Raw genomic sequence first — 21,292 nt, forward strand, 5'->3', positions numbered from 1 at the left:
TGCTAGCTGATTCTTTTTTTATTAGAGTTCCTCATATCTATTTCTTATTTAATTAGAAGATGATAAAATAGTAACTGTTCATCGATTGTAGGTGAATACTAATAAAAAAGGGGAGGGACTATGTTCCAAAAAGTTAAAGTATATGTGACAGTCATTGTTACTTTGCTAGCCATAAGTTTAGGACTATCTGTCAAAGCAGGGGCAGCAGATGACTTGGTTGTGACAAAGACAAGTATTGTTTTAGAAAGTTATGAGTTTGGACCGGCTGTAACCAAAGTTATTTTTGAATTTAATCAGAAGGTCACGCCAGAGGTTGTCCACAGCTCAACTCAGGTTACAACAGCAGGGGTCAGTCGTCAGGTAACGAACTCTTATGTTTCTGATGATAAGGGGCATGTGGTCTATTATGACAATAGCAAGTACGTGACGCTTGAATTGAGCCTACCATCTTATAATCGCTACAACATGGGTGGGAATGCTGAACCTATGTATTTTAACCTTTCTACTTGGACCAATCAATGGCTGGAAAGTTATATGGTGTCGATGAAAGATTTGTCAGTAGTGGCAGAGGGTAGTAGTCAGTCACAGATGGTTTCATCTGAGCAAGATGCTATCAACAATCGTTTGATGCCAACGACGAAGGTTTTCGACGAGCGAGGTCAGGTAGGTAACATGCAGTATGCGGCTTATAGTGCCCAGACTGGTACGGGGAATAGCACCAAACCATTGATAGTCTGGTTACACGGCATTGGTGAAAGAGGGACAGACATGAATATTCCGCTTCTTTCAAATGACGTCTATGCGCTTACCCAGCCGGAGATTCAAGGCCATTTCTTAACAACTGGTGATCAGGCGCGTGGGGTTAATGTTCTAGCTGTTCAAACGCAGACACCTTGGGGGTCGGATAATGCAGCCCAACTCAAAGAGACCATTGATACCTACCTAGCTAATCACCCTGAGGTAGATAAGGGACGAATCTATCTTGCGGGAGTTTCAAATGGTGGTGGTATGGTTTTGACCATGGGAGCAACCTATCCAGATTATTTTGCAGCTCTCGTTCCAATTGCAGCGCCATTAACTGTTGACCAATCTGGGATTGATAAACTGAAGAACCAGCCTATGTGGTTGATTCACACGAAAGCAGATACAACAGTACAACCAGAAAATAGTGTCTTGCCTTTATATAAGAGCTTGATTACCTCTGGAGCTACTAACAAGTGGTTCTCATACTTTGAAACAGCGACTGGGACTGATCTTCCTGGCACAGAGTATGATGGTCATTGGGCTTGGATTTATTTCTTCCATGACCAGGTGATTGGCGTTCAGCATCCTGAAAATACGAAAAATTGGGACGGATACAGTGGAATGGTAGCCACTGATCCAACCAATGGAGGTGGCTCTCGTGCCAGTGTCAATGGACAAACTTATAACAGTATCTTTGACTGGATGAGTGCACAAAGACACTAAGAGGATGATAATTACACTTCCCAAGGGGAATATTGCAAGATATTATCTTCAATCGAAAAGGGTTTCAATCGAAATCCTTTTTTGATTGGATTAAGAAAATGGACACTTATGAATTTCTTAATGAAAGCTTAAGAACATAGGGTTTACCGTGACAAGAGGGCTGAAAAATGCTAAAATATAGGTAATATATTAGAGAAAAAGGAGCCTTCTTATGAAAGGTATTATTCTTGCAGGCGGTTCAGGGACACGTTTGTATCCATTGACACGTGCTGCATCAAAACAACTAATGCCGATTTACGATAAACCAATGATTTACTATCCACTTTCAACGCTTATGTTGGCTGGTATTAAGGAAATCCTCATCATCTCAACGCCACAGGACCTTCCACGTTTTGAAGAGCTCCTTGGTGATGGTTCTGAGTTCGGTATTTCACTTTCTTATGCAGTACAGCCAAGTCCAGATGGATTGGCTCAAGCCTTTATCATTGGTGAAGACTTCATTGGTGACGATAGTGTTGCACTTGTCCTCGGGGATAACATTTTCCACGGCAATGGTCTTTCTGCCATGCTTCAACGTGCTGAAGCAAAAGAAAAAGGAGCCACAGTCTTTGGTTATCAAGTTAAGGACCCAGAACGTTTTGGTGTTGTTGAGTTTGACGACAATATGAATGCCATCTCGATTGAGGAAAAACCTGAGCATCCAAAATCAAACTTTGCTGTAACTGGTCTTTATTTCTATGACAATGATGTTGTGGAAATTGCCAAAAACATCAAGCCAAGCCCTCGTGGCGAACTTGAAATCACGGATGTTAACAAGGCTTACTTAGAACGTGGAGATCTCTCTGTTGAGCTTATGGGACGTGGCTTTGCTTGGTTGGATACAGGCACTCACGAAAGTCTCTTGCAAGCTGCTCAGTACATCGAAACAGTTCAACGTTTGCAAAATGTCCAAGTAGCTAACCTTGAAGAGATTGCCTATCGCATGGGTTATATCACTAAAGAACAGGTTCTTGAATTGGCACAACCACTTAAGAAAAACGAATACGGACAATATTTGCTCCGTTTGATTGGAGAAGCATAATGACTGAACAATTTTTTGGTAAAGAACTAGCTGCCCGCAAGATTGATGCTATCCCAGGTCTGCTTGAATTTGATATTCCTGTTCATGGAGATAACCGTGGATGGTTCAAGGAAAACTTCCAAAAGGAAAAGATGTTGCCACTTGGTTTTCCAGAGTCATTCTTTGCAGAAGGAAAATTGCAAAATAACGTTTCTTTCTCACGTAAAAATGTTTTGCGTGGCTTGCACGCTGAGCCTTGGGATAAATACATCTCAGTAGCAGATGAAGGAAAGGTTCTTGGAACTTGGGTTGACCTCCGTGAAGGCGAAACGTTTGGGAATACTTACCAAACTGTTATTGATGCCTCAAAAGGAATCTTTGTTCCTCGTGGTGTTGCCAATGGTTTCCAAGTTTTGTCTGACAAAGTGTCATATAGCTACCTCGTAAACGATTACTGGGCACTTGAACTTAAACCTAAATATGCCTTTGTCAACTACGCTGACCCAAGCCTTGATATTAAGTGGGAAAACTTGGAAGAAGCAGAAGTCTCAGAAGCAGATAAAAATCACCCATTGCTCAAAGACGTTAAACCACTAAGAGCAGAAGATTTGTAAGAATAAACCTTGCACAGTATTTTTGCGACTGCAAGGAGCCTGGTAGTATCGTTCCTGCCCTAGTGATAACAAGATTGCCGTAGGGAATCTTGTAGGGAAATCCGGAGACTTCGGCTTCGGATTTAGCCATGAAACCGAAGGGTTGTTGGCGTCCCTCACTAGCGAAAGGAACGATAAAAAAACTAAAATTTTTGGAGAAAAAATGACTGAATATAAAAATATCATCGTAACCGGTGGCGCAGGTTTCATCGGTTCAAACTTCGTACACTATGTCTACAACAATCATCCAGACGTACATGTGACTGTCCTTGACAAACTCACTTACGCTGGTAACCGTGCTAACATTGAAGAAATCCTTGGTGACCGTGTTGAATTGGTTGTTGGTGATATTGCTGATGCTGAATTGGTTGATAAATTGGCTGCTAAGGCTGATGCTATCGTTCACTATGCGGCTGAAAGCCACAATGATAATTCATTGAACGACCCATCACCATTTATCCACACAAACTTCATTGGTACTTACACACTCTTGGAAGCTGCTCGTAAATACGATATTCGTTTCCACCACGTATCAACAGACGAAGTGTATGGTGACCTTCCATTGCGCGAAGATCTTCCTGGACACGGTGAAGGTCCTGGTGAAAAATTCACAGCAGAAACAAAATACAACCCATCGTCACCTTATTCATCAACTAAGGCTGCTTCAGACCTTATCGTTAAAGCATGGGTGCGTTCATTTGGTGTTAAGGCAACTATTTCAAACTGCTCAAACAACTATGGACCATACCAACACATCGAAAAATTCATCCCACGTCAAATCACCAACATCTTGTCAGGAATTAAACCAAAACTTTATGGAGAAGGTAAAAATGTCCGTGACTGGATTCACACTAACGACCATTCAACTGGTGTTTGGGCTATCCTCACTAAAGGTCGTATCGGTGAAACTTACTTGATTGGTGCTGATGGTGAAAAGAACAACAAGGAAGTTCTTGAACTCATCCTTGAAAAAATGGGTCAACCAAAAGATGCTTACGATCGTGTAACAGACCGTGCTGGTCATGATTTGCGTTACGCTATTGACTCAACAAAATTGCGTGAAGAACTTGGTTGGGAACCACAATTTACAAACTTTGAATCAGGTTTGGAAGAAACAATCAAGTGGTACACAGATCACCAAGACTGGTGGAAAGCTGAAAAAGACGCTGTCGAAGCTAACTACGCTAAGACACAAGAAGTGCTTAAATAATTGGGAAATCTATCACTTCCAAGCTAGTGATAGATTTTTCTATTAAGAAATATTAGGAGAGATGATGAATAGAAAAGAATGGATTGAGTATTTTGAAGCGATTAATAATCGTAAGCCCACTATTCAGGAGTGTCAGCAGGCCCTTCTAAATGGTGAATTTGTTATGGAAGGAAAACAAGCTACTTTTTCTAACAATGGAAAGTCTGTGACTGAAGGAGCCATGCCTTTACCAAATCAAATGAATGGTCAAATGGTCAACCCAGCTTATTCACAACAAATGGTCTTTGTTAAGAAGAAAAAGTTTGGCAAGAAGACTTTTATTGGTCTTGGGATTGCTTTATTTCTTGTTGTAGCAACAAGTCTTGGCCTCTTTTTGTTTTCTTCCAAAGGAACAAACTTGGGTGGCTTGTGGGTAAATGGTAATAATGCTGGTTTGGTTTATGAGTTAAGTGGGAAAAAGTCAAAACTTGTTGCAGGCCATAGGGAAGAAGAAATCAAAGAAATCTCTATTGGCCAGAAAGTAAGACAGAAGTTTGAAACAAGCTTAGAGGACGTCAGTGATTCAAAACTAAAAACGATTGCTGATTTTGACAAGAAATACCAATTACAGACAAAAGAGATTATCCTGGTAAAGACGAAAGTGTTTGGATACTATAATCTGATTCAGAAAGATGGGACAAACTTAGTTCTAGATTTATTCTTATCAGACCTCTACTACGGATCAAGAAGTACCAAAGATTTAAAAAAGACATGTCTTTTTCATAAGGCAGCGGTTCCAAAAGTTTTTGTTGGGCAATGGAAAAAATTTGATTCCGATGATGATTCAGAAGGAGAAGGGACTATCTCTGAAAATGGGGTTGTTACTACAGATTCTGATGGTAAAGATATCTTAATTGCTAAGCCTTTAAAGGAATATCTGGTGGATCAATCAGGCAGTATAGATAATGATAAGGTGCAAAAAGAGTTTGCTAAAATACAGAAGTCTCTTAAGTCACATGGTTTTCAGGCTAAGAGTGTTAATGACATCTACCACGATGCGAGCAAGTCATACTATTATGTCCTTGTAGATGGTGGTAAGCGCATTATTCTCTTAGAGGATAGCTTTAACCTTCTCTCTTATAAAGGTTATCTTGAAAGAGAAGACACTCGCTAATCACAATATCTCTATCAGATAAGATAAGAAGTACTTAAATAATAGTCAAGAGTCTATCATTCCTCTAGGAGTGATGGGCTTTTTTTACTTGTAAATACGACATTAACTTATGACAGTGATACAATTAATTACATAATTGTTACAAAAATTACATAAAATGCTTGAATTTTGTAACAAAATAGATATAATAGAAATATAGAAAAGAGGTTTATGAAAATGAAAAGAAAAGTTATTCGTGTTTGTTCCCTTGTTTTGTTGTCTGTAGCTGTTTCTGGGGCTCTTGTCGGATGTGGCTCTAAGTCAGAAAAAGACACTGTAGTATCATCTACAACTTCAACTTCTAAAGTAGTGAAGTCATCTGCTAAAACAAAAACATCTGAGAAGAAGTCTGCTAAAAAGGCAAAGACAGAAGCTTCAGCTTCAAAGGATTCTCAAGGTCAAGAAGAGGCGAGTGCTCCTGCAGCTAGCTCTTCAAAAAATCAAGCCTCAGCTGGAAATGATGCTCAAGCAGGGACAAATGGTAGTGCTGCTTCTGAGTCAAACAAGTCTAGTCAAGCAACAGCTGATACCCAAAGTGACGCTCCTGTCCCAGCAGCTTTGGTTGGAACTTGGACTGGTACGAGTCCTCAAGCAACAGACATTAGTTTTACAGTTGATGCTGATGGCAACATCACTTCAAAGGCAAATTTCAATGTCGATTACGAACCCTATCGTCAAAGCTCTACAACTGCAAAAGCCGTTCAAATTTCTGGAAATCTCTATGTTTGGGAAGGTGGCGATTTTTCAACCTTGCTTCCTGGTATTACAGGACTAGGAGGAGCTGGTTTCCAAGCTAAGCCTGGCTTTATTCTTGAAAATGGAACTTACACGCCAGTTCAATTCATTTCTGACTTGGGACCAATCTTTGATTATAGCAACTATAATGCTTTCCCATTCTCATTAACAAAATAAAGTATAGAAGCTGTCTGGAGAGATGGCTTCTTTTTTAGCTATAAACTCTTATTTTTCAAGGTCTCATTTCTGCTTAAAAAATGGTAGAATAGTTACATGCAAACAAAACCAACGTCAGCCTATGTGCACATTCCATTTTGCACACAAATTTGTTATTATTGTGACTTTTCCAAGGTCTTTATTAAAAATCAGCCCGTTGATGACTACCTACGGGCTTTGATTCGTGAGTGGGATCTTTTAGATATCAAGGAGCTTCGCACCCTTTATATTGGTGGTGGGACACCGACAGCTATTTCTGCGGAGCAATTGGACTACCTTTTAAGCAATCTTCAGAAGAACTTGGATTTGTCTAAGTTGGAGGAGTTTACTATTGAGGCTAATCCCGGTGATTTGACGGTTGATAAGATTGAAGTACTCAAAAAATCTGCTGTTAATCGCGTATCTTTAGGGGTTCAGACCTTTGATGATAAGCACTTGCGTCAAATTGGTCGCAGTCACAATCAAGCACAGATTTATGAAAGTATTGATAGCTTAAAGGCTGCTGGTTTTCATAATATTTCTATTGACCTCATTTATGCACTACCTGGTCAAACCATGGATCAGGTTAAGGAAAATGTGAGAAAGGCACTGGAACTGGATATTCCACACCTAAGTCTCTATAGTTTGATATTGGAACATCACACGGTCTTTATGAATAAGATGCGTCGAGGTAAGCTCAATCTCCCAACGGAGGACTTGGAAGCAGAGATGTTTGACTATATTATCCAAGAATTGGAAAACAATGGTTTTGAGCACTACGAGATTTCAAACTTTACCAAACCTGGGATGGAGAGTCGACATAATCTCATGTATTGGAATAATGATGAGTATTATGGTGTGGGTGCTGGAGCCTCTGGTTATGTCAATGGTGTTCGTTATCGCAATAGAGGCCCTATCCAGCATTACCTAAAGGCTATAGCTGAGGATGGCTATGCTAGACTTCACGAAGAACATCTGACTAAGGCGGAGATGATGGAGGAGGAGTTCTTCCTTGGTTTGCGTAAAAAGTCGGGTGTGTCTATTAAACGTTTTGAAGAGAAGTTTGGCTTGTCATTCGCGGATACTTATGGGGACATTGTAAAAAAACTACAGGAAGATGGGCTCTTGGTCAAGGATCCAGAAGTCGTTCGTATGACTAAACGAGGACTCTTTTTGGGTGATAGTGTCGCTGAACAATTTATCTTGGAGGATTAGATGGGATTAAAATTTAGTATTCCTTATCAAATTCCGTTTTATGAGACGGATATCACGCATCAGGTAAAATTACCGCACTTATTGGCGTTTTCATTGCAAGTATCTGGTATGCAGTCAGAGTCTCTGGGAAATACGGATAAGGACGTTTTTGATAAGTACGGTCTGGTTTGGATTGTGACAGACTATGCGATTGAGATTGACCGTCTGCCTCGCTACAATGAAAAGGTGACCATTACAACGGAAGCTATTTCCTATAATAAGATTTTCTGTTACCGTAATTTTTACATCACAGATGAAACTGGTCAGCAAATTATGCTCTTTAAGACTACTTTTGCTCTCATGGATTATGAAACGCGTAAGGTATTAGAAGTGCCAGATGAGGTGGTAGCACCTTATGGGGCTGATAAGACTAAAAAGTTGCTTAGAGGGCCTCGCTATAAGGCTTTGGAAAATCCAATTGAGACGCTTTATCGTGTGCGTTATTTTGACCTAGATATGAATGGCCACGTTAATAATAGCAAGTACTTGGAGTGGATGTTGGATGTTTTCGATTTGGATTTTTTGACCAAGTACACACCAGCCCATATTGACCTCAAGTATGTTAAGGAAATTCATCATGGGTCAGAGATTTATTCAGGCTATGAGTTTGACCAAGAAAGTTTGAGCAGTCAACATCAGATTTGTGTTGATGGCAATATCCATGCTCAGGCCATTATCCAATGGAAAGAAATAGGAGACGAGTAAGATGACATATAAAGGTTATTTGATTGATTTAGATGGGACTATTTACAAGGGGAAGGATCGTATCCCTGAGGGAGAAGCCTTCGTTAAGGAGTTGCAGAAGCGTCAGATTCCCTATCTTTTTGTGACTAATAACAGTATGCGTACACCAGAGATGGTACAAGAGCTTTTGCGTAATCAGTGTGAGTTGGAAACGCCCCTTGAGACCATTTACACAGCTACTTTGGCGACAGTTGATTACATGAACGATATGAATCGTGGCAAGACAGTTTATGTTATCGGTGAGACTGGGCTTAAATCTGCTATTGCGGATGCAGGTTATACGGTAGACGAAGAAAATCCTGCCTATGTTGTGGTGGGCTTGGATCGTGAAGTCACTTATGAAATGTTGGTTAAAGCAACGCTTGCTATCCACAAAGGGGCTATATTTATTGGGACAAACCCAGATTTGAATATCCCAACTGAACGTGGTCTTCTTCCAGGTGCTGGTTCCCTCTTAGCTCTTATCGAGGCGGCTACCCGTGTGAAACCAATCATTATTGGTAAGCCTAAAGCTATTATCATGAACAAGGCTCTTGAAATCCTTGGGACAGAACGTAGCCAGACTATTGTGGTTGGTGACAATTACTTGACTGATATTACAGCTGGCATTAAAAATGACTTTCCAACACTTCTTGTGACAACTGGATTTACCAAGGCGGAAGAAGTTGCGAATTTACCAGTAAAACCCGACCATGTACTTTCTAGTCTAGCGGAGTGGGATTTTGATGCGAACTAAAATTGAGGTTGTTCTGACTCCGATTTGGCTCTTGGCCCTGTCTATCCTAGTGACGATTTATCTGGCATGGGGCTTTTATTATTTTGATATTGATTGGATGCATCTTTTGGACTATGTCATTCTTGGCAAGACAGAGCTCTGGCATAATTTCAATATCCTCATGAAGTACCTGACATTTCCTTGGGTTGGTCATCTGTCCATGCCTGATTTTCCATCGTCGGAGAGTGGGCTTAAGCATTTTCATGATGTGAAGTGGCTCTTTCATTTGGTACAGGGGCTTGTTATTCTACTAGCTTATCCAGCAGTAAGCTCTCTTTGGCGAAATGTGAAGAAGGGCACCTTTGGTCTTTACGTTAAACTTTATATGAGTCTAGCACTCTTGCCGGTCCTTATTGGGGTTGTGGGGCTTTTTCTCGGATTTGATGAGTTTTTTACGCTCTTTCATGAAGCCCTCTTTCCTGGGGATAGCAGCTGGCTCTTTAATCCAATGTTGGACCCGATTATCAATGTTTTGCCAGAAGAGTACTTTCTTCAGTGCTTTGTGATTTTCTTTATTATTTATGAGGGAATCATGGTGAGTCTGACTTTGTTGGCCCGTAAGCAGCTTAAAATGTATTTGAAAAATAAGGAGTAGTTATGTCTATTCGTGATAACCATTTGCATACCCATCATTCCTATGATTCGGATGCGAACTTTACTGACTATTTGACGCATTTTGATGGGGAGATTGTAACGACTGAGCATTATGATCTCTCTAATCCTTATACCAAGCAGGATGATGTGCCAGAGTATGAGGCCTATAGTCGTGAGATTGAAAGTCTTAACCGTAAGTATGGCAATCGTATTAAACGGGGTATCGAGATTGGTTATTACCAGCCTAGGGAAAGGGATATTTTAGACTTTCTGGATGGTAAGGACTATGATCTCAAACTTTTATCTGTTCACCATAATGGGGTCAATGATTATCTTGATGATGAGGTAGCTGATATGGACAAGGCAAGCATTATTCAAGAGTATCTGGACAAGTTGGAGTATGCTATTGGTCGTGTGGACGCAGATGTTCTGGCCCACTTTGACTATGGTTTCCGCTTGTTTGATGTGACTGTTGATGAGCTAAAAGCTTATGAAGAACAGCTCAAACGTATTTTCCAGAAAATGATTGCTAATGATTTGGCTTTTGAGCTGAATGCAAAGAGTATGTATCTCTATCATCACGAAGACCTCTACCGTTATGCTCTAGGCCTTGTTAAGGGGTTGGGATGTCGCAAGTATTCTATTGGGTCTGATGGCCATAAATTAGAGCATTTCCGTCTGAACTTTGATAAGATTCAGGAGCTCTTGAGAGAATTTGGCATTACAGAAGATATGATTATATAGCGAAGACAGCTTCAACTGAAGCTGTCTTTTCTTAAGGAAAACTTAAAGAAAAGGCGTGGTTGTGGGAATTATAGAAGATTTTAAGCTTTGCTTGTTATGCTAATGTCAAGTAAAAGGAACTTATGGTTTCTATTTAATCTTTCAAAATTGGAGGTCTTCTATGAAATTTCTCAAAAGGCATGCCTATGCCTTACTCTTTACCCTTTTTCTGATGGGAGCAAATGTTTACTCTCTCTTAAAGGTCTTTGTCATTCCCTCAGCGGTCTCAACAGTTTCGGCCAATACGACTAGCTCAACCACAGCGTCGTCGACGGCATCTACCAGCACTGGTAAGGTGACTAAGACGGATACGACTTATAAAGATGACAATATGGATATCAAAATCACAACAGGTAAAACCAGTGATACCACTTACTATGTGGCCGATATCCAGCTTTCAAGTGCAGACTACCTTAAAACGGCTTTGGCACAAAATACCTATGGGACCAACATCACCGACATTACTTCAAGTATTGCCCAGCAAAACAATGCAATCTTTGCCATCAATGGTGACTATTATGGAGCTAACCAGTCGGGCTATGTGATTAAAAATGGTCAAGTCTATCGTGATACTGATCGAAACAGTGACTACGAGGACCTTGCGGTATACTCAGATGGTAGCTTCAAGGCCTTTAAGGAGAGTGATACAACAGCTCAAAAATTGGTCGATTCAGGTGTGGTGAACACCTTTGCATTCGGTCCAACCTTGGTTGAAAATGGCAAGATAGCTGTATCGGAAAATGAAGAGGTTGGTCAAGCCATGGCTGACAATCCACGTACAGCCATCGGAGTCATCGAAGAGAGTGATGGCAGTGTGCACTATATTGTCATTGTCTCTGATGGTCGTACCAGTGAATCGTCAGGGTTGACCCTCTATGAAATGGCAGAGTTGATGAAATCATATGGTGTGACGACTGCCTACAACCTTGATGGTGGTGGCTCATCTACCATGTACTTCAATGGTCAAGTCATTAATAAGCCAACCACAAACGGAAACAAAATTTCAGAAAGGGCGGTGAGCGATATTGTTTACATCGGTTACTAAAAAATCAGCCAGCAGACACTTTTTCACTTATATCGGTCTAACCATTTTTAGCCTTCTATTTACCTTTGTCTATGAACGTTTCTCTTACGGGGAATCATCCATGTTTATGCGTATGATGTTTTTTGCACCATTGGCTGGAGCACTTATCTATCTGCTAACAGGAGTGGGAATGTCTTGGGTGAAAACACGTCTTTCAAAACTTCTCTTTAATTCGTCTATTGCAGTTGTTGCTAGTGCCTGCTTGGTTAAGGGAATCGTTGAGGTTTCAGGTCGTACGACTAGCGTGGATATGCCTTATTGGTATGTTGCTGGAGGGCTGCTTTGTTTGAGTATTATGACAGGATTTATCAGACCTAGAAAATTGGCATAAAATAAAAGCTTGGAGCTGTGCTTCAGGCTTTTTGTCTTGCATTGAAAAAATATTTAGGATAAATATACAAATTATAATATGAAGAAATTATTTTAAATGGGGAATTAGCCTAAAGAAATTTTCATAAAAAATTACTGAGCCTGATTTTTTTGTGATAGGAATTTAGATAGAACGAGACTGTCTATAGTGATGGAATTACCAGAATCTATCGTATTTCCGGTGCTAGGGATTTTTGAGACATGAGGTTCAAAACTTAGTCATGGAACTTTTTGGATTAGCAAAAACGTCTATCAGATAATTTCACACTCGTCCGCCATCACATAAGGAAAGTCTCAAAAGGCTTGTTTCTGCTATTAAATATACATTATTTTCAATTTTTTATAAAAATATACAAAAAAGACTTGCTTTGTTCTGAATTTTCAGGTAAAATAAACTAAAATCGAAATCGTTGATAGAAAAAGTCAGATCGTTTCACAGAGAATGCGGGAAGCTGAGAACGCATGAGATCAAAGACGACACATTCTTGAGAGCGTATGCGAACTCTGGATGACAGTAGTGTACGACGGGTGGTTCCGTTAGAGACTGGGAGTTACAAGAGAGACCTTGTGACTTCATGAGGAAGAGGGGGTGACCCCTGTTCGAATTAAGGTGGAACCACGTGCCAACGTCCTTGCAAAAGTTGTTTTTGCGAGGGCGTTTTTTGTTACTCTTGCTTTTAGCATTTGTAGCTAGCCGTACACTTGGTTGGAGTTGAACAGAAAGGATAAACTATGGAAATCAAAGGATTACGAAAGATTGAACCCTATGTGGCAGGTAGTCAGCCTGCTGAGAAAAATATCATTAAGTTGAATACTAATGAAAATGCCTATGGACCAAGTCCAGCAGTCCATCAAGCTTTAGCATCCTTTGATGCCCATCAGTTACGCAAGTATTCGACTTTGGATCAAGCGGCTTTACGTCAGGCCTTATCTGAACAGTTAGGTGTTCCTGCCGATCAAGTGATTATTGGAAATGGGTCAGACGATATTTTATCAATGGCTTTTCTAGCTTTCTTTAATAGCGAGGAAGAAGTCTTGTTTCCAGATTTGACCTATGGTTTTTACAAGGTATGGGCAGATTTGTATCGCATCCCATTTAGAGAAGTGCCCTTGAACTCTTCATTTGAGATTGATACTCAAGATTATCTGGTTGAAAATGGTGGGATTGTCCTTACTAACCCAAATGCGCCAACAGGTATTTATAAACCTCTCGATCAAATTGAGAAAATCGTAAAGGCCAATCAGTCAGTAGTTGTGATTATTGACGAAGCCTATATTAACTTTGGTGGGGAGACTGCCCTACCTCTTCTAGAAAAGTATGACAATGTGTTTATCACAAGGACCTTTTCTAAGGACGCCTCACTTGCAGGCTTGCGTGTCGGCTATGGCATCGGAAGTCCAAAGCTAATGGCTGTGATCAATGCCGTCAAGAATTCAGTCAATCCCTATAGTGTGGATAGCATTGCGGAAGTCTTGGCGACTGCAGCCGTTCAGTCTTGGAATTATTATGAAGATAGCTGCGCTAAGATTATGGCCACACGTGACTGGTTTAGCCAAGAATTGAAGGCTATTGGCTTTGATGTTCTTCCTTCAAAAACTAATTTTGTTTTGGTCAAACCGCACGGAGTGACTGCAGGCCAATTGTTTGACTATCTCCAAAGTAAGAAAATTTATGTCCGTTATTTTCCAAAAGTGGAGCGTATTTCAGACAGACTACGCATCTCGATTGGAACTCAGGATGAGATGGAGCGCGTACTAATGACAATACAGGAGTTACAAGCATGAAAAAAACGACATTAGCCTTAGGAATGCACGATAAACTTTTCAAACGTGCCCGTACCATGTATCAGATTGAGCATCGTATCTGTGACTTGTTGATGACAAAGGGTTTCCTTCGAATTGAGACACCAACCTTGGAGCATTTCGAAGTCTTTAGCGACGTTGTGGACAATGGTAACTACAATTTCTTTGATAAAAATGGAGATCTTGTTAGTTTACGTCCTGATATTACCAGCCAAATTGGGCGCGTGATTGCTTCGACACAAGTTCATACACCCATAAAATTTTCTTACTCTGGAAAAGTCTTTAACTACAATGAGGAGATGCGTGGCCTATCCAATGAGCATACGCAGGCTGGTATTGAGATTATAGGATTCCCTGTTCACCAGGCCATGGAAGAAGCTGTGATATCTGCTAAAGAGGCTCTGGATGCTGCTGGTGTCAAAAATTACAAGTTTGAGTTTTCACATGCTCGCCTCTTGCAACTCATTTTTGAAGAATTAGACCTTCCAGCTGTAAAAGAAGCAGAGTTGGCGGCCTATATCCGTGACAAATCAATCACAGGCCTCAAGGAATTCACCAAAGAAAATCCAAGTCAATATGACAAGGTCTTGGAACAGTTGCCCTTCCTCTTTGGTGAGACCAAGGCTGTCTTGACCAAGGCTAGACAGTTAACAGATAGTGAAGCCTTTTTGACGGCTCTAGATAGTTTGGAGGTCTTAACCAATCGTCTAGCAGATAGTCTCCCAGAGACGACGCTTGATTTGGCTCAGTTGCCAGCAGTGCCTTACTACACGGGCATGATGTTTAAGGTCTTCGGTGACAAGGTGCCAGATGCCTTTGTGTCAGGTGGGCGTTACGATAAACTATTTGAACGCTTTGGAGCTACTGAGTTAACAGCGGTCGGCTGGGCCATTGATGTCGATTCGATCTATCAAGCAGTACATGATGATGTGGAATTTGGAGGTGACTTGGATGACTAGCACTCAAATCACAATTGCCTTGACTAAGGGGCGTATTGAGAAAGATACGGTTAAATTACTGGAAAAAGCTGGCTTTGATATGTCTTTCATGGCTGATAAGGGCCGTAATTTGATTTTTGAGAGTCCTGATAAACGTTTCCGTTTTCTCTTGGTCAAAGCTCCAGATGTGACCACCTATGTTCGACATGGTGTCGCAGATATTGGGATTGTCGGGAAGGATGTTCTGGTTGAACATCCGACAGGCTATTTGGAAATGTTAGACCTTAATTTTGGCCTTTGTAAATTCTCCGTAGCCTCAACAGAAGACTATAATCCTGATGACCATAAACGTAAACGTATTGCGACCAAGTATCCAACCATTGCAACTGATTATTTTAATCAAAAGGGTGAGGATGTCGAGATTATTTCGATTCAAGGGAGCGTTGAGATTGCCCCTGTTATTGGTCTAGCGGATGCCATTGTCGATATTGTGGAAACAGGGAATACCCTTGTTGCTAATGGCTTAAAAGTTTATGAAGATATTTGCAGGATTTCAGCACGAATGATTGTTAATAAGGCTTCTTTGAAAAATAACAAGGAAGTTCTACCATTCATTTGTAAGATTGAATCACTTGTAGGGAACGAGGAGGTACCGTTCGAATGAAACGATTAACTGGAACAAATAAAGAAATTGCGGAGCTTCTTTATCAGGAGCAATTGGAACTGTCAAAAGAAAATAGAGACGTTGAAAGCACGGTTCAAGCCATTATTGAAGACGTTAAAAAACGTGGAGACGAGGCCCTTCGTGACTATTCAGCTAAATTTGATAAGGTTGACTTGACTGATTTTGAAGTTGGACAGGACTTGATTGATCAAGCCTTTAAAGAGATTGATCCAGAGGTTTACCAAGCCCTAGTTAATGCTAAAGAAAACATTGAATCTTATCACAAGCATCAGTTGGAGACTGGTTTTGAGGACCAACCAAGTGAGGGTGTTATTCGTGGTCAATTGATTCGTCCCATCAATCGTGTGGGTGTTTATGTTCCTGGAGGAACTGCGGCTTATCCGTCATCAGTTCTTATGAATGTTATTCCTGCCAAAATTGCTGGGGTTAAAGAGATTATTATGATTACGCCGCCTCAAGAGCACTTTGTTCCTGCGATTCTGGTAGCCGCCAAATTGGCTGGTGTGGATAGCATTTACCAAGTTGGTGGGGCTCAAGGGGTTGCGGCTTTGGCTTTTGGTACAGAAACAATTCCAAAAGTGGACAAGATTACAGGTCCTGGTAATATTTTCGTGGCGACTGCCAAGAAACAAGTTTACGGTATTGTCGGTATTGATATGATTGCAGGACCATCAGAAATTGGTGTTATCGCTGATAGTAGTGCCAATCCAACCTATGTGGCAGCTGACCTCTTGTCTCAAGCAGAGCACGACACACGCGCACGCGCCATTTTGGTCACAGATTCTGAAGCCTTGGCAGATGCGGTTGAAAGTGAGATTGAACGTCAACTCAAGCTTTTGCCACGTGAGGCGATTGCTCGTCCATCTGTCGAAAATAACGGCCGTATTATTATTGCCAATGATACAGATGCCATGTTCGAACTCATGAACTTGGTTGCGCCAGAACATTTGGAAATTGCTATGGACAATGCTTATGATTACTTGGAAAAAGTGGACAATGCTGGTTCCGTCTTTCTTGGTCACTTTACTAGCGAACCAATTGGTGACTACTATGCAGGTGCCAACCACGTTCTTCCAACGACAGCGACTAGCCGCTTTTCATCAGCTTTAGGCGTGCACGATTTTGTCAAACGTATCCAATATACGCAATACGACAAGGCAGCAGTCAATAAGGCTCAGCACGATATCACAACCTTGGCTTACGCAGAAGGTTTGCAGGCCCACGCCAAGGCAATTGAAGTCAGAAACGACAAGAATTGAGAGAGTAGAGGAAGAAGTTATGAGACAAGCAGAAATTGAACGTAATACCTTTGAAACCAAAATTAAGTTAAGCCTCAATTTGGATGCTCAAGAACCAGTAGATATTCAAACAGGTGTCGGATTTTTTGACCACATGTTGACCTTGTTTGCCCGCCACGGTCGTATGTCTTTGGTGGTTAAGGCTGATGGTGACCTTTGGGTTGATAGTCACCACACTGTTGAAGATGTCGGTATTGTCCTTGGTCAAGCTCTTAAAGAGGCCTTGGGCGATAAAGCAGGGATCAACCGTTATGGAACGGCTTTTGTACCTATGGATGAAACCCTTGGAATGGCAAGTTTAGACCTGTCTGGACGTAGCTTCTTGGTCTTTGATGCTAGTTTTGATAATCCAAAATTGGGTAATTTTGACACAGAATTGGTAGAAGAATTTTTCCAAGCCTTGGCCTTTAATGTTCAAATGAATCTCCACCTCAAGATTCTCCACGGAAAAAACAATCACCACAAGTCAGAAAGTCTTTTCAAGGCAACAGGACGTGCCTTGCGTGAGGCGATCACAGTCAATCCTGACATTCACGGCGTAAACTCGACAAAGGGGATGCTATGATTATCGTCATTGATTACGATGCGGGGAATACCGCCAATGTTCTGCGTGCCCTTGAAAAGATCGGTGTGACTGCAGAATTATCTGCCGATAAAGAAAAAATCCTAGCTGCAGATGGGTTGATTTTACCTGGTGTGGGTGCTTATCCAACAGCTATGGCAGAGCTTGAGCGAAGAGGCTTGGTAGCTGTTATCAAAGAGGCTGTCGCACAGGGGGTTCCACTTTTAGGAATCTGCTTAGGCATGCAGATTTTAACGGAAAAAGGACTGGAACATGAGGAAACAAATGGTCTTGGTTTTATTCCAGGTGTTTGCCGTGCTATTCCAGCCAGCAAGGAGCAACCTGTCCCACATATGGGGTGGAATGATTTGGCTGTTAAGCAAGCCAGCCCTTTGACAGAAGGTTTAGACGGCCAAGCTGTCTACTTCGTTCACAGTTATTTCACGGATGTCCCTAGCCAATATATTGATGTTACCGCAGATTATAGTATTGAGGTGCCAGCCATGATTCATAAAGACAATGTTTATGGAGCTCAATTTCATCCCGAAAAATCAGGTGATATTGGTTTAGGTATTATTGAACAATTTGTAGGTTTATGCAAAGCCTAAAAGCTCTTGAGAGCAAAGTTTTTTCACTTAGAAAGGATGGTAGGGGAGATGCAAATTCTACCAGCAATTGATATAAAGGATGGACAGGCAGTTCGTCTCTTCAAAGGAGATTTCAACCAACAAACCGTTGTTAATCCAGACGTTATTGAGCAAGCAAAGACCTTTAAGAATGCGGGCATTCAATTTATTCACGTCGTGGACTTGGACGGTGCCCTTGATGGTCGTGCCACTAACCGTGACTTGATTGCAGAGGTCAAGAAGGTTTCTGGACTTGGCATCGAGGTTGGTGGCGGTATCCGTACCTTGGAGCAGATTCGTGACTATTTGGCAGTTGGCATCGACCGTATCATTATCGGATCAATGGCTGTTAAAAATCCTGACTTCGTTAGAGAAGCTTTAGAGGAATTTGGTGCCGATAAGATTGTTGTGGGTATTGATGCCAAGGCAGGGTTTGTCGCTACCGAAGGCTGGTTGGAAACTAGCAATGTGGACTATATTACCTTGGCCAAGGAAATGGAAAAGATGGGCGTAACCCTCTTTGTCTATACTGATGTTGATCGAGATGGCACACTGACAGGACCCAATCTTGATCACTACAAACGTTTGGTATCTGAACTCACAACCGCCAAAGTCATCGCTTCCGGCGGGATTGCAGAAGTAGCTGACTTAGATCACCTACAAGAGATTGGTGTGGCAGGAACCATTGTCGGTAAAGCTTACTATAACGGCAATATCACATTAGACCAACTCAAGTCTTTCGGAGGTTAAGATGCTTAAAAAACGTATTATTCCTTGTTTGGATGTCAAGGATGGTCGTGTCGTCAAGGGAGTCAATTTTGTGAATTTGACAGACGTTGGAGACCCTGTTGATTCTGCACGTGCTTACTATGAGGCTGGCTGTGACGAACTCGTTTTCCTAGATATCACAGCGACTTCAGACAATCGTGAAACAACGGTTGACATGGTGCGCCGCGTTGCCGATCAGGTCTTTATCCCCTTCACAGTTGGTGGTGGTATCCGTTCAGTTGAAGACATGAACAAGATGCTTAAAGCTGGTGCTGACAAGGTTGCGGTCAATTCCTCAGCCCTTGCCAACCCGCAACTAATCGCTGATTGTGCTCAAAAATTTGGCAACCAGTGTGTCGTGGCTGCGATTGATGCCAAAAAGATGGCTGATGGGAGCTGGCATGTCTTTGTGGCGGGTGGCCGTAAGGATACAGGTAGGGACCTCATCCAATGGGCTCAAGAAGTCGTCGCCTTGGGAGCTGGAGAAATTCTCTTAACCAGCATGGACAAGGACGGCACTAAGTCTGGTTTTGATTTGGAAATGCTAAATCGTGTGGCGGAAGTCGTTGATGTTCCGATCATCGCTTCTGGTGGCGCGGGAAATATTGAGGACATTGTAGAGGTCTTTGAAAAGACAACAGCGACTGGTGCACTGGCAGCCTCTATCTTCCACTTTGGTGAGGTAAATATAGGCGAAACCAAACAAGTCTTGGCAAATGCAGGAATTGAGGTGAGACGATGACAGAGGTTAAACTTGATTTTGATAAACAAGGGGGACTTGTACCAGTCATTGTGACCGATTACAAGACGGGGCAGGTGCTCATGTTGGCCTATATGAATGAGGTGTCCTATCAGTTGACCCTAGAGACCAAACAAATGCATTACTGGAGCCGTTCTAGAAATGAGCTTTGGCATAAGGGAGCCACATCTGGTCATTTCCAACATGTTAAAAGCATCAAGACTGACTGTGATCAGGACACCTTGCTTATCGCCGTGGAACAAGAAGGAGCAGCCTGTCATACAGGAGCCTACAGCTGTTTCTTTACGGATATTTATGATGACAATCAAGACAGATAGGAGTAGCTATGTTAGAAACACTTTATAAGGAAGCCTTAGATCGTAAAAAGAATCCCAAAGAAGGGTCTTATACCAATTATCTTTTTGACAAGGGACTAGACAAGATTCTTAAAAAGGTTGGCGAAGAAGCAACAGAAGTTGTGATTGGGGGCAAAAATGCTGATAAAGAAGAAATTGCCAACGAGACAGCAGACGTCCTCTATCACCTAGCCGTTATGCTCGTTGAAACAGGGGTCAGCCCTGAAGACGTTGAAGCCGTACTTAAAGCACGTCAGGGCAAGCAAAGCAATGTCCATGACCGAAAAGAAGTAACAGATTATTGAGGATTATATCAAGCGATTGAGACTAAAACGAAAAGCCTGAAGTGATTCAGGCTTTTTTGCTAGAGGAATTCTAATGATTTTGTCCCTCTAACTACCATGAGAAAGCGCTTTAAAATGCTATAATAGGAGTGAAGAAAGCTCGTTTTATTTGAAGGATTTGGTGTGCTTATTTATACAAATCATTGAGGAAAGGAAGGATGTCCTATGAAGAAAAATACTCCTTATATCATAACTCTTTCTCGTTTAGCAATTCTCCTCCTTTGTTCTAGTCTTTTAGTTGGTTGTACAGGAGCACTTCCAAATGCTTACTCAAAAGCCAGAGAAAAAACGCAAAAAATCTTGGCTCATAATGGTTTTAAGGGAAAGGTCCAAGTTAAGAATATCAAAAAGGTGATTCTAGATAGTGCAGGCATTTATGTTGATTATACCTATTCAGAGGAAACCTACGACAATCAAAACATATCATTAGATTCAAAAATTACTTTTAACCTGGACTGGACAGTTAATGGTGAAGAATATAAGACTCCTGGTCTATACTCGCAAACCTATTTACAACAAAAATCTGTAAAAAAAGAAGAGCAAAAACTCTTCAAGGAGCTTAAAAAGCAATCGTTAGGCCTTGATATCGAAGATTTCTCCTTCAGAGATAATACACTGATAGATCAAGAGGCTGGTAATCGTCGAAAACATTTAGCCGAAGAAAACCGTAAAAATGGGAAGAATGATTTTTATGGCTATTATCAAATTCCCTACCAAACAATAATTGATGAACACCTTGTCACTATGAGAATAGAAGTAGGCGATACAGAAAATACTAGTAAGAAAGATTTAGAAGAGGCAGTAACTAAACTGGATGCTAGCAAGTTTCCAGACGGAGAGTACGAATTTTATTTTTTCACAACTGATGAAGATAATAGTGATTATAACAAGGACAAGTACATCCACTACACTTTTAACGTACAAGATGGTAAGGTTATCCCACATGAATATAATTAGCAGATATTTTACTTTCTGCCGATAATCTCGCACTCCATACTGGCGGCATAGAAGTATAGGCTATAGCTAAGTGAAAATGTTAACCTCAAAACATGCAAAAA

24 protein-coding genes are annotated in these 21,292 nt (G+C 41.2%); all 24 read left to right on the top strand.

Features of this window, described 5'->3' with window-relative positions; genetic code table 11:
• Nucleotides 1-120 precede the first annotated feature (120 nt).
• The 24 genes from O3670_RS03870 (at nt 121) to O3670_RS03985 (ending at nt 21,191) form a co-directional block, all read left to right on the top strand.
• Nucleotides 121-1,467 (top strand): acyl-CoA thioester hydrolase/BAAT C-terminal domain-containing protein, encoded by a 1,347-nt coding sequence (locus tag O3670_RS03870; RefSeq protein WP_371595811.1) that lies wholly within the window; start codon nt 121-123, stop codon nt 1,465-1,467.
• Between the two features lie 211 nt (nt 1,468-1,678).
• Nucleotides 1,679-2,548: a glucose-1-phosphate thymidylyltransferase RfbA gene (gene rfbA / locus O3670_RS03875; protein WP_002883992.1), complete on the top strand. Its 870-nt coding sequence runs from the start codon at nt 1,679-1,681 to the stop codon at nt 2,546-2,548.
• On the top strand, nt 2,548-3,141 hold the full coding sequence (locus O3670_RS03880; RefSeq protein WP_014633275.1) for a dTDP-4-dehydrorhamnose 3,5-epimerase family protein: 594 nt from the start codon (nt 2,548-2,550) through the stop codon (nt 3,139-3,141). Before rfbA ends, O3670_RS03880 begins: the two co-directional genes overlap by 1 nt.
• 202 nt (nt 3,142-3,343) lie before the next feature.
• Nucleotides 3,344-4,390, top strand: a complete 1,047-nt coding sequence (gene rfbB, locus O3670_RS03885) for a dTDP-glucose 4,6-dehydratase (protein WP_060971457.1) — start codon at nt 3,344-3,346, stop codon at nt 4,388-4,390.
• Nucleotides 4,391-4,454: 64 nt separating this feature from the next.
• The gene (locus tag O3670_RS03890) at nt 4,455-5,543 is read left to right on the top strand and encodes a hypothetical protein (RefSeq protein ID WP_002884061.1); all 1,089 of its coding nucleotides are present in this window, start codon (nt 4,455-4,457) and stop codon (nt 5,541-5,543) included.
• A 210-nt stretch (nt 5,544-5,753) separates the two neighbouring features.
• On the top strand, nt 5,754-6,494 hold the full coding sequence (locus O3670_RS03895; RefSeq protein ID WP_371595812.1) for a hypothetical protein: 741 nt from the start codon (nt 5,754-5,756) through the stop codon (nt 6,492-6,494).
• Between the two features lie 96 nt (nt 6,495-6,590).
• The gene (hemW, locus tag O3670_RS03900; RefSeq protein ID WP_371595813.1) at nt 6,591-7,727 is read left to right on the top strand and encodes a radical SAM family heme chaperone HemW; all 1,137 of its coding nucleotides are present in this window, start codon (nt 6,591-6,593) and stop codon (nt 7,725-7,727) included.
• Nucleotides 7,728-8,471, top strand: coding sequence for an acyl-ACP thioesterase domain-containing protein (locus tag O3670_RS03905; protein WP_048674507.1), 744 nt, complete (start codon nt 7,728-7,730; stop codon nt 8,469-8,471).
• Between the two features lies 1 nt (nt 8,472).
• Nucleotides 8,473-9,246 (top strand): TIGR01457 family HAD-type hydrolase, encoded by a 774-nt coding sequence (locus tag O3670_RS03910; protein WP_289092452.1) that lies wholly within the window; start codon nt 8,473-8,475, stop codon nt 9,244-9,246.
• The gene (locus O3670_RS03915; RefSeq protein ID WP_371595814.1) at nt 9,236-9,880 is read left to right on the top strand and encodes a TIGR01906 family membrane protein; all 645 of its coding nucleotides are present in this window, start codon (nt 9,236-9,238) and stop codon (nt 9,878-9,880) included. Before O3670_RS03910 ends, O3670_RS03915 begins: the two co-directional genes overlap by 11 nt.
• A gap of 8 nt (nt 9,881-9,888) precedes the next feature.
• Nucleotides 9,889-10,623, top strand: a complete 735-nt coding sequence (locus tag O3670_RS03920) for a PHP domain-containing protein (RefSeq protein WP_371595830.1) — start codon at nt 9,889-9,891, stop codon at nt 10,621-10,623.
• Nucleotides 10,624-10,783: 160 nt separating this feature from the next.
• Nucleotides 10,784-11,707 (top strand): phosphodiester glycosidase family protein, encoded by a 924-nt coding sequence (locus O3670_RS03925; RefSeq protein ID WP_084914676.1) that lies wholly within the window; start codon nt 10,784-10,786, stop codon nt 11,705-11,707.
• Complete coding sequence (locus O3670_RS03930; protein ID WP_084914675.1) at nt 11,688-12,077, top strand: hypothetical protein; 390 nt, start codon at nt 11,688-11,690, stop codon at nt 12,075-12,077. The genes O3670_RS03925 and O3670_RS03930 overlap by 20 nt, the downstream gene beginning before the upstream one ends.
• A gap of 770 nt (nt 12,078-12,847) precedes the next feature.
• On the top strand, nt 12,848-13,900 hold the full coding sequence (hisC, locus tag O3670_RS03935; RefSeq protein ID WP_155211832.1) for a histidinol-phosphate transaminase: 1,053 nt from the start codon (nt 12,848-12,850) through the stop codon (nt 13,898-13,900).
• The gene (locus O3670_RS03940; protein WP_118057989.1) at nt 13,897-14,877 is read left to right on the top strand and encodes an ATP phosphoribosyltransferase regulatory subunit; all 981 of its coding nucleotides are present in this window, start codon (nt 13,897-13,899) and stop codon (nt 14,875-14,877) included. Before hisC ends, O3670_RS03940 begins: the two co-directional genes overlap by 4 nt.
• Nucleotides 14,870-15,520, top strand: coding sequence for an ATP phosphoribosyltransferase (gene hisG, locus O3670_RS03945; protein WP_118057988.1), 651 nt, complete (start codon nt 14,870-14,872; stop codon nt 15,518-15,520). The genes O3670_RS03940 and hisG overlap by 8 nt, the downstream gene beginning before the upstream one ends.
• Nucleotides 15,517-16,800 (top strand): histidinol dehydrogenase, encoded by a 1,284-nt coding sequence (hisD, locus tag O3670_RS03950; protein WP_371595815.1) that lies wholly within the window; start codon nt 15,517-15,519, stop codon nt 16,798-16,800. The genes hisG and hisD overlap by 4 nt, the downstream gene beginning before the upstream one ends.
• A gap of 19 nt (nt 16,801-16,819) precedes the next feature.
• Nucleotides 16,820-17,404, top strand: a complete 585-nt coding sequence (gene hisB, locus O3670_RS03955) for an imidazoleglycerol-phosphate dehydratase HisB (RefSeq protein WP_002884025.1) — start codon at nt 16,820-16,822, stop codon at nt 17,402-17,404.
• Nucleotides 17,401-18,009, top strand: coding sequence for an imidazole glycerol phosphate synthase subunit HisH (hisH, locus tag O3670_RS03960; RefSeq protein WP_371595816.1), 609 nt, complete (start codon nt 17,401-17,403; stop codon nt 18,007-18,009). Before hisB ends, hisH begins: the two co-directional genes overlap by 4 nt.
• 48 nt (nt 18,010-18,057) lie before the next feature.
• Nucleotides 18,058-18,777, top strand: a complete 720-nt coding sequence (hisA, locus tag O3670_RS03965; protein ID WP_371595817.1) for a 1-(5-phosphoribosyl)-5-[(5-phosphoribosylamino)methylideneamino]imidazole-4-carboxamide isomerase — start codon at nt 18,058-18,060, stop codon at nt 18,775-18,777.
• 1 nt (nt 18,778) lies between these two features.
• Entirely contained in the window at nt 18,779-19,537 is a 759-nt protein-coding gene (hisF, locus tag O3670_RS03970; protein WP_002890735.1) for an imidazole glycerol phosphate synthase subunit HisF, read from the top strand.
• Nucleotides 19,534-19,872 carry a phosphoribosyl-AMP cyclohydrolase gene (gene hisI / locus O3670_RS03975; RefSeq protein ID WP_008534361.1) on the top strand — a complete coding sequence of 113 codons (339 nt, stop codon included), beginning with the start codon at nt 19,534-19,536 and terminating at the stop codon, nt 19,870-19,872. The genes hisF and hisI overlap by 4 nt, the downstream gene beginning before the upstream one ends.
• An 8-nt stretch (nt 19,873-19,880) precedes the next feature.
• Nucleotides 19,881-20,195, top strand: coding sequence for a phosphoribosyl-ATP diphosphatase (hisE, locus tag O3670_RS03980; RefSeq protein WP_371595818.1), 315 nt, complete (start codon nt 19,881-19,883; stop codon nt 20,193-20,195).
• Nucleotides 20,196-20,399: 204 nt separating this feature from the next.
• Nucleotides 20,400-21,191 (top strand): hypothetical protein, encoded by a 792-nt coding sequence (locus O3670_RS03985; protein WP_254594411.1) that lies wholly within the window; start codon nt 20,400-20,402, stop codon nt 21,189-21,191.
• Nucleotides 21,192-21,292: the final 101 nt, after the last annotated feature.

The organism is Streptococcus sp. 27098_8_74 (assembly GCF_041431705.1).
GTDB lineage: Bacteria > Bacillota > Bacilli > Lactobacillales > Streptococcaceae > Streptococcus > Streptococcus salivarius_E.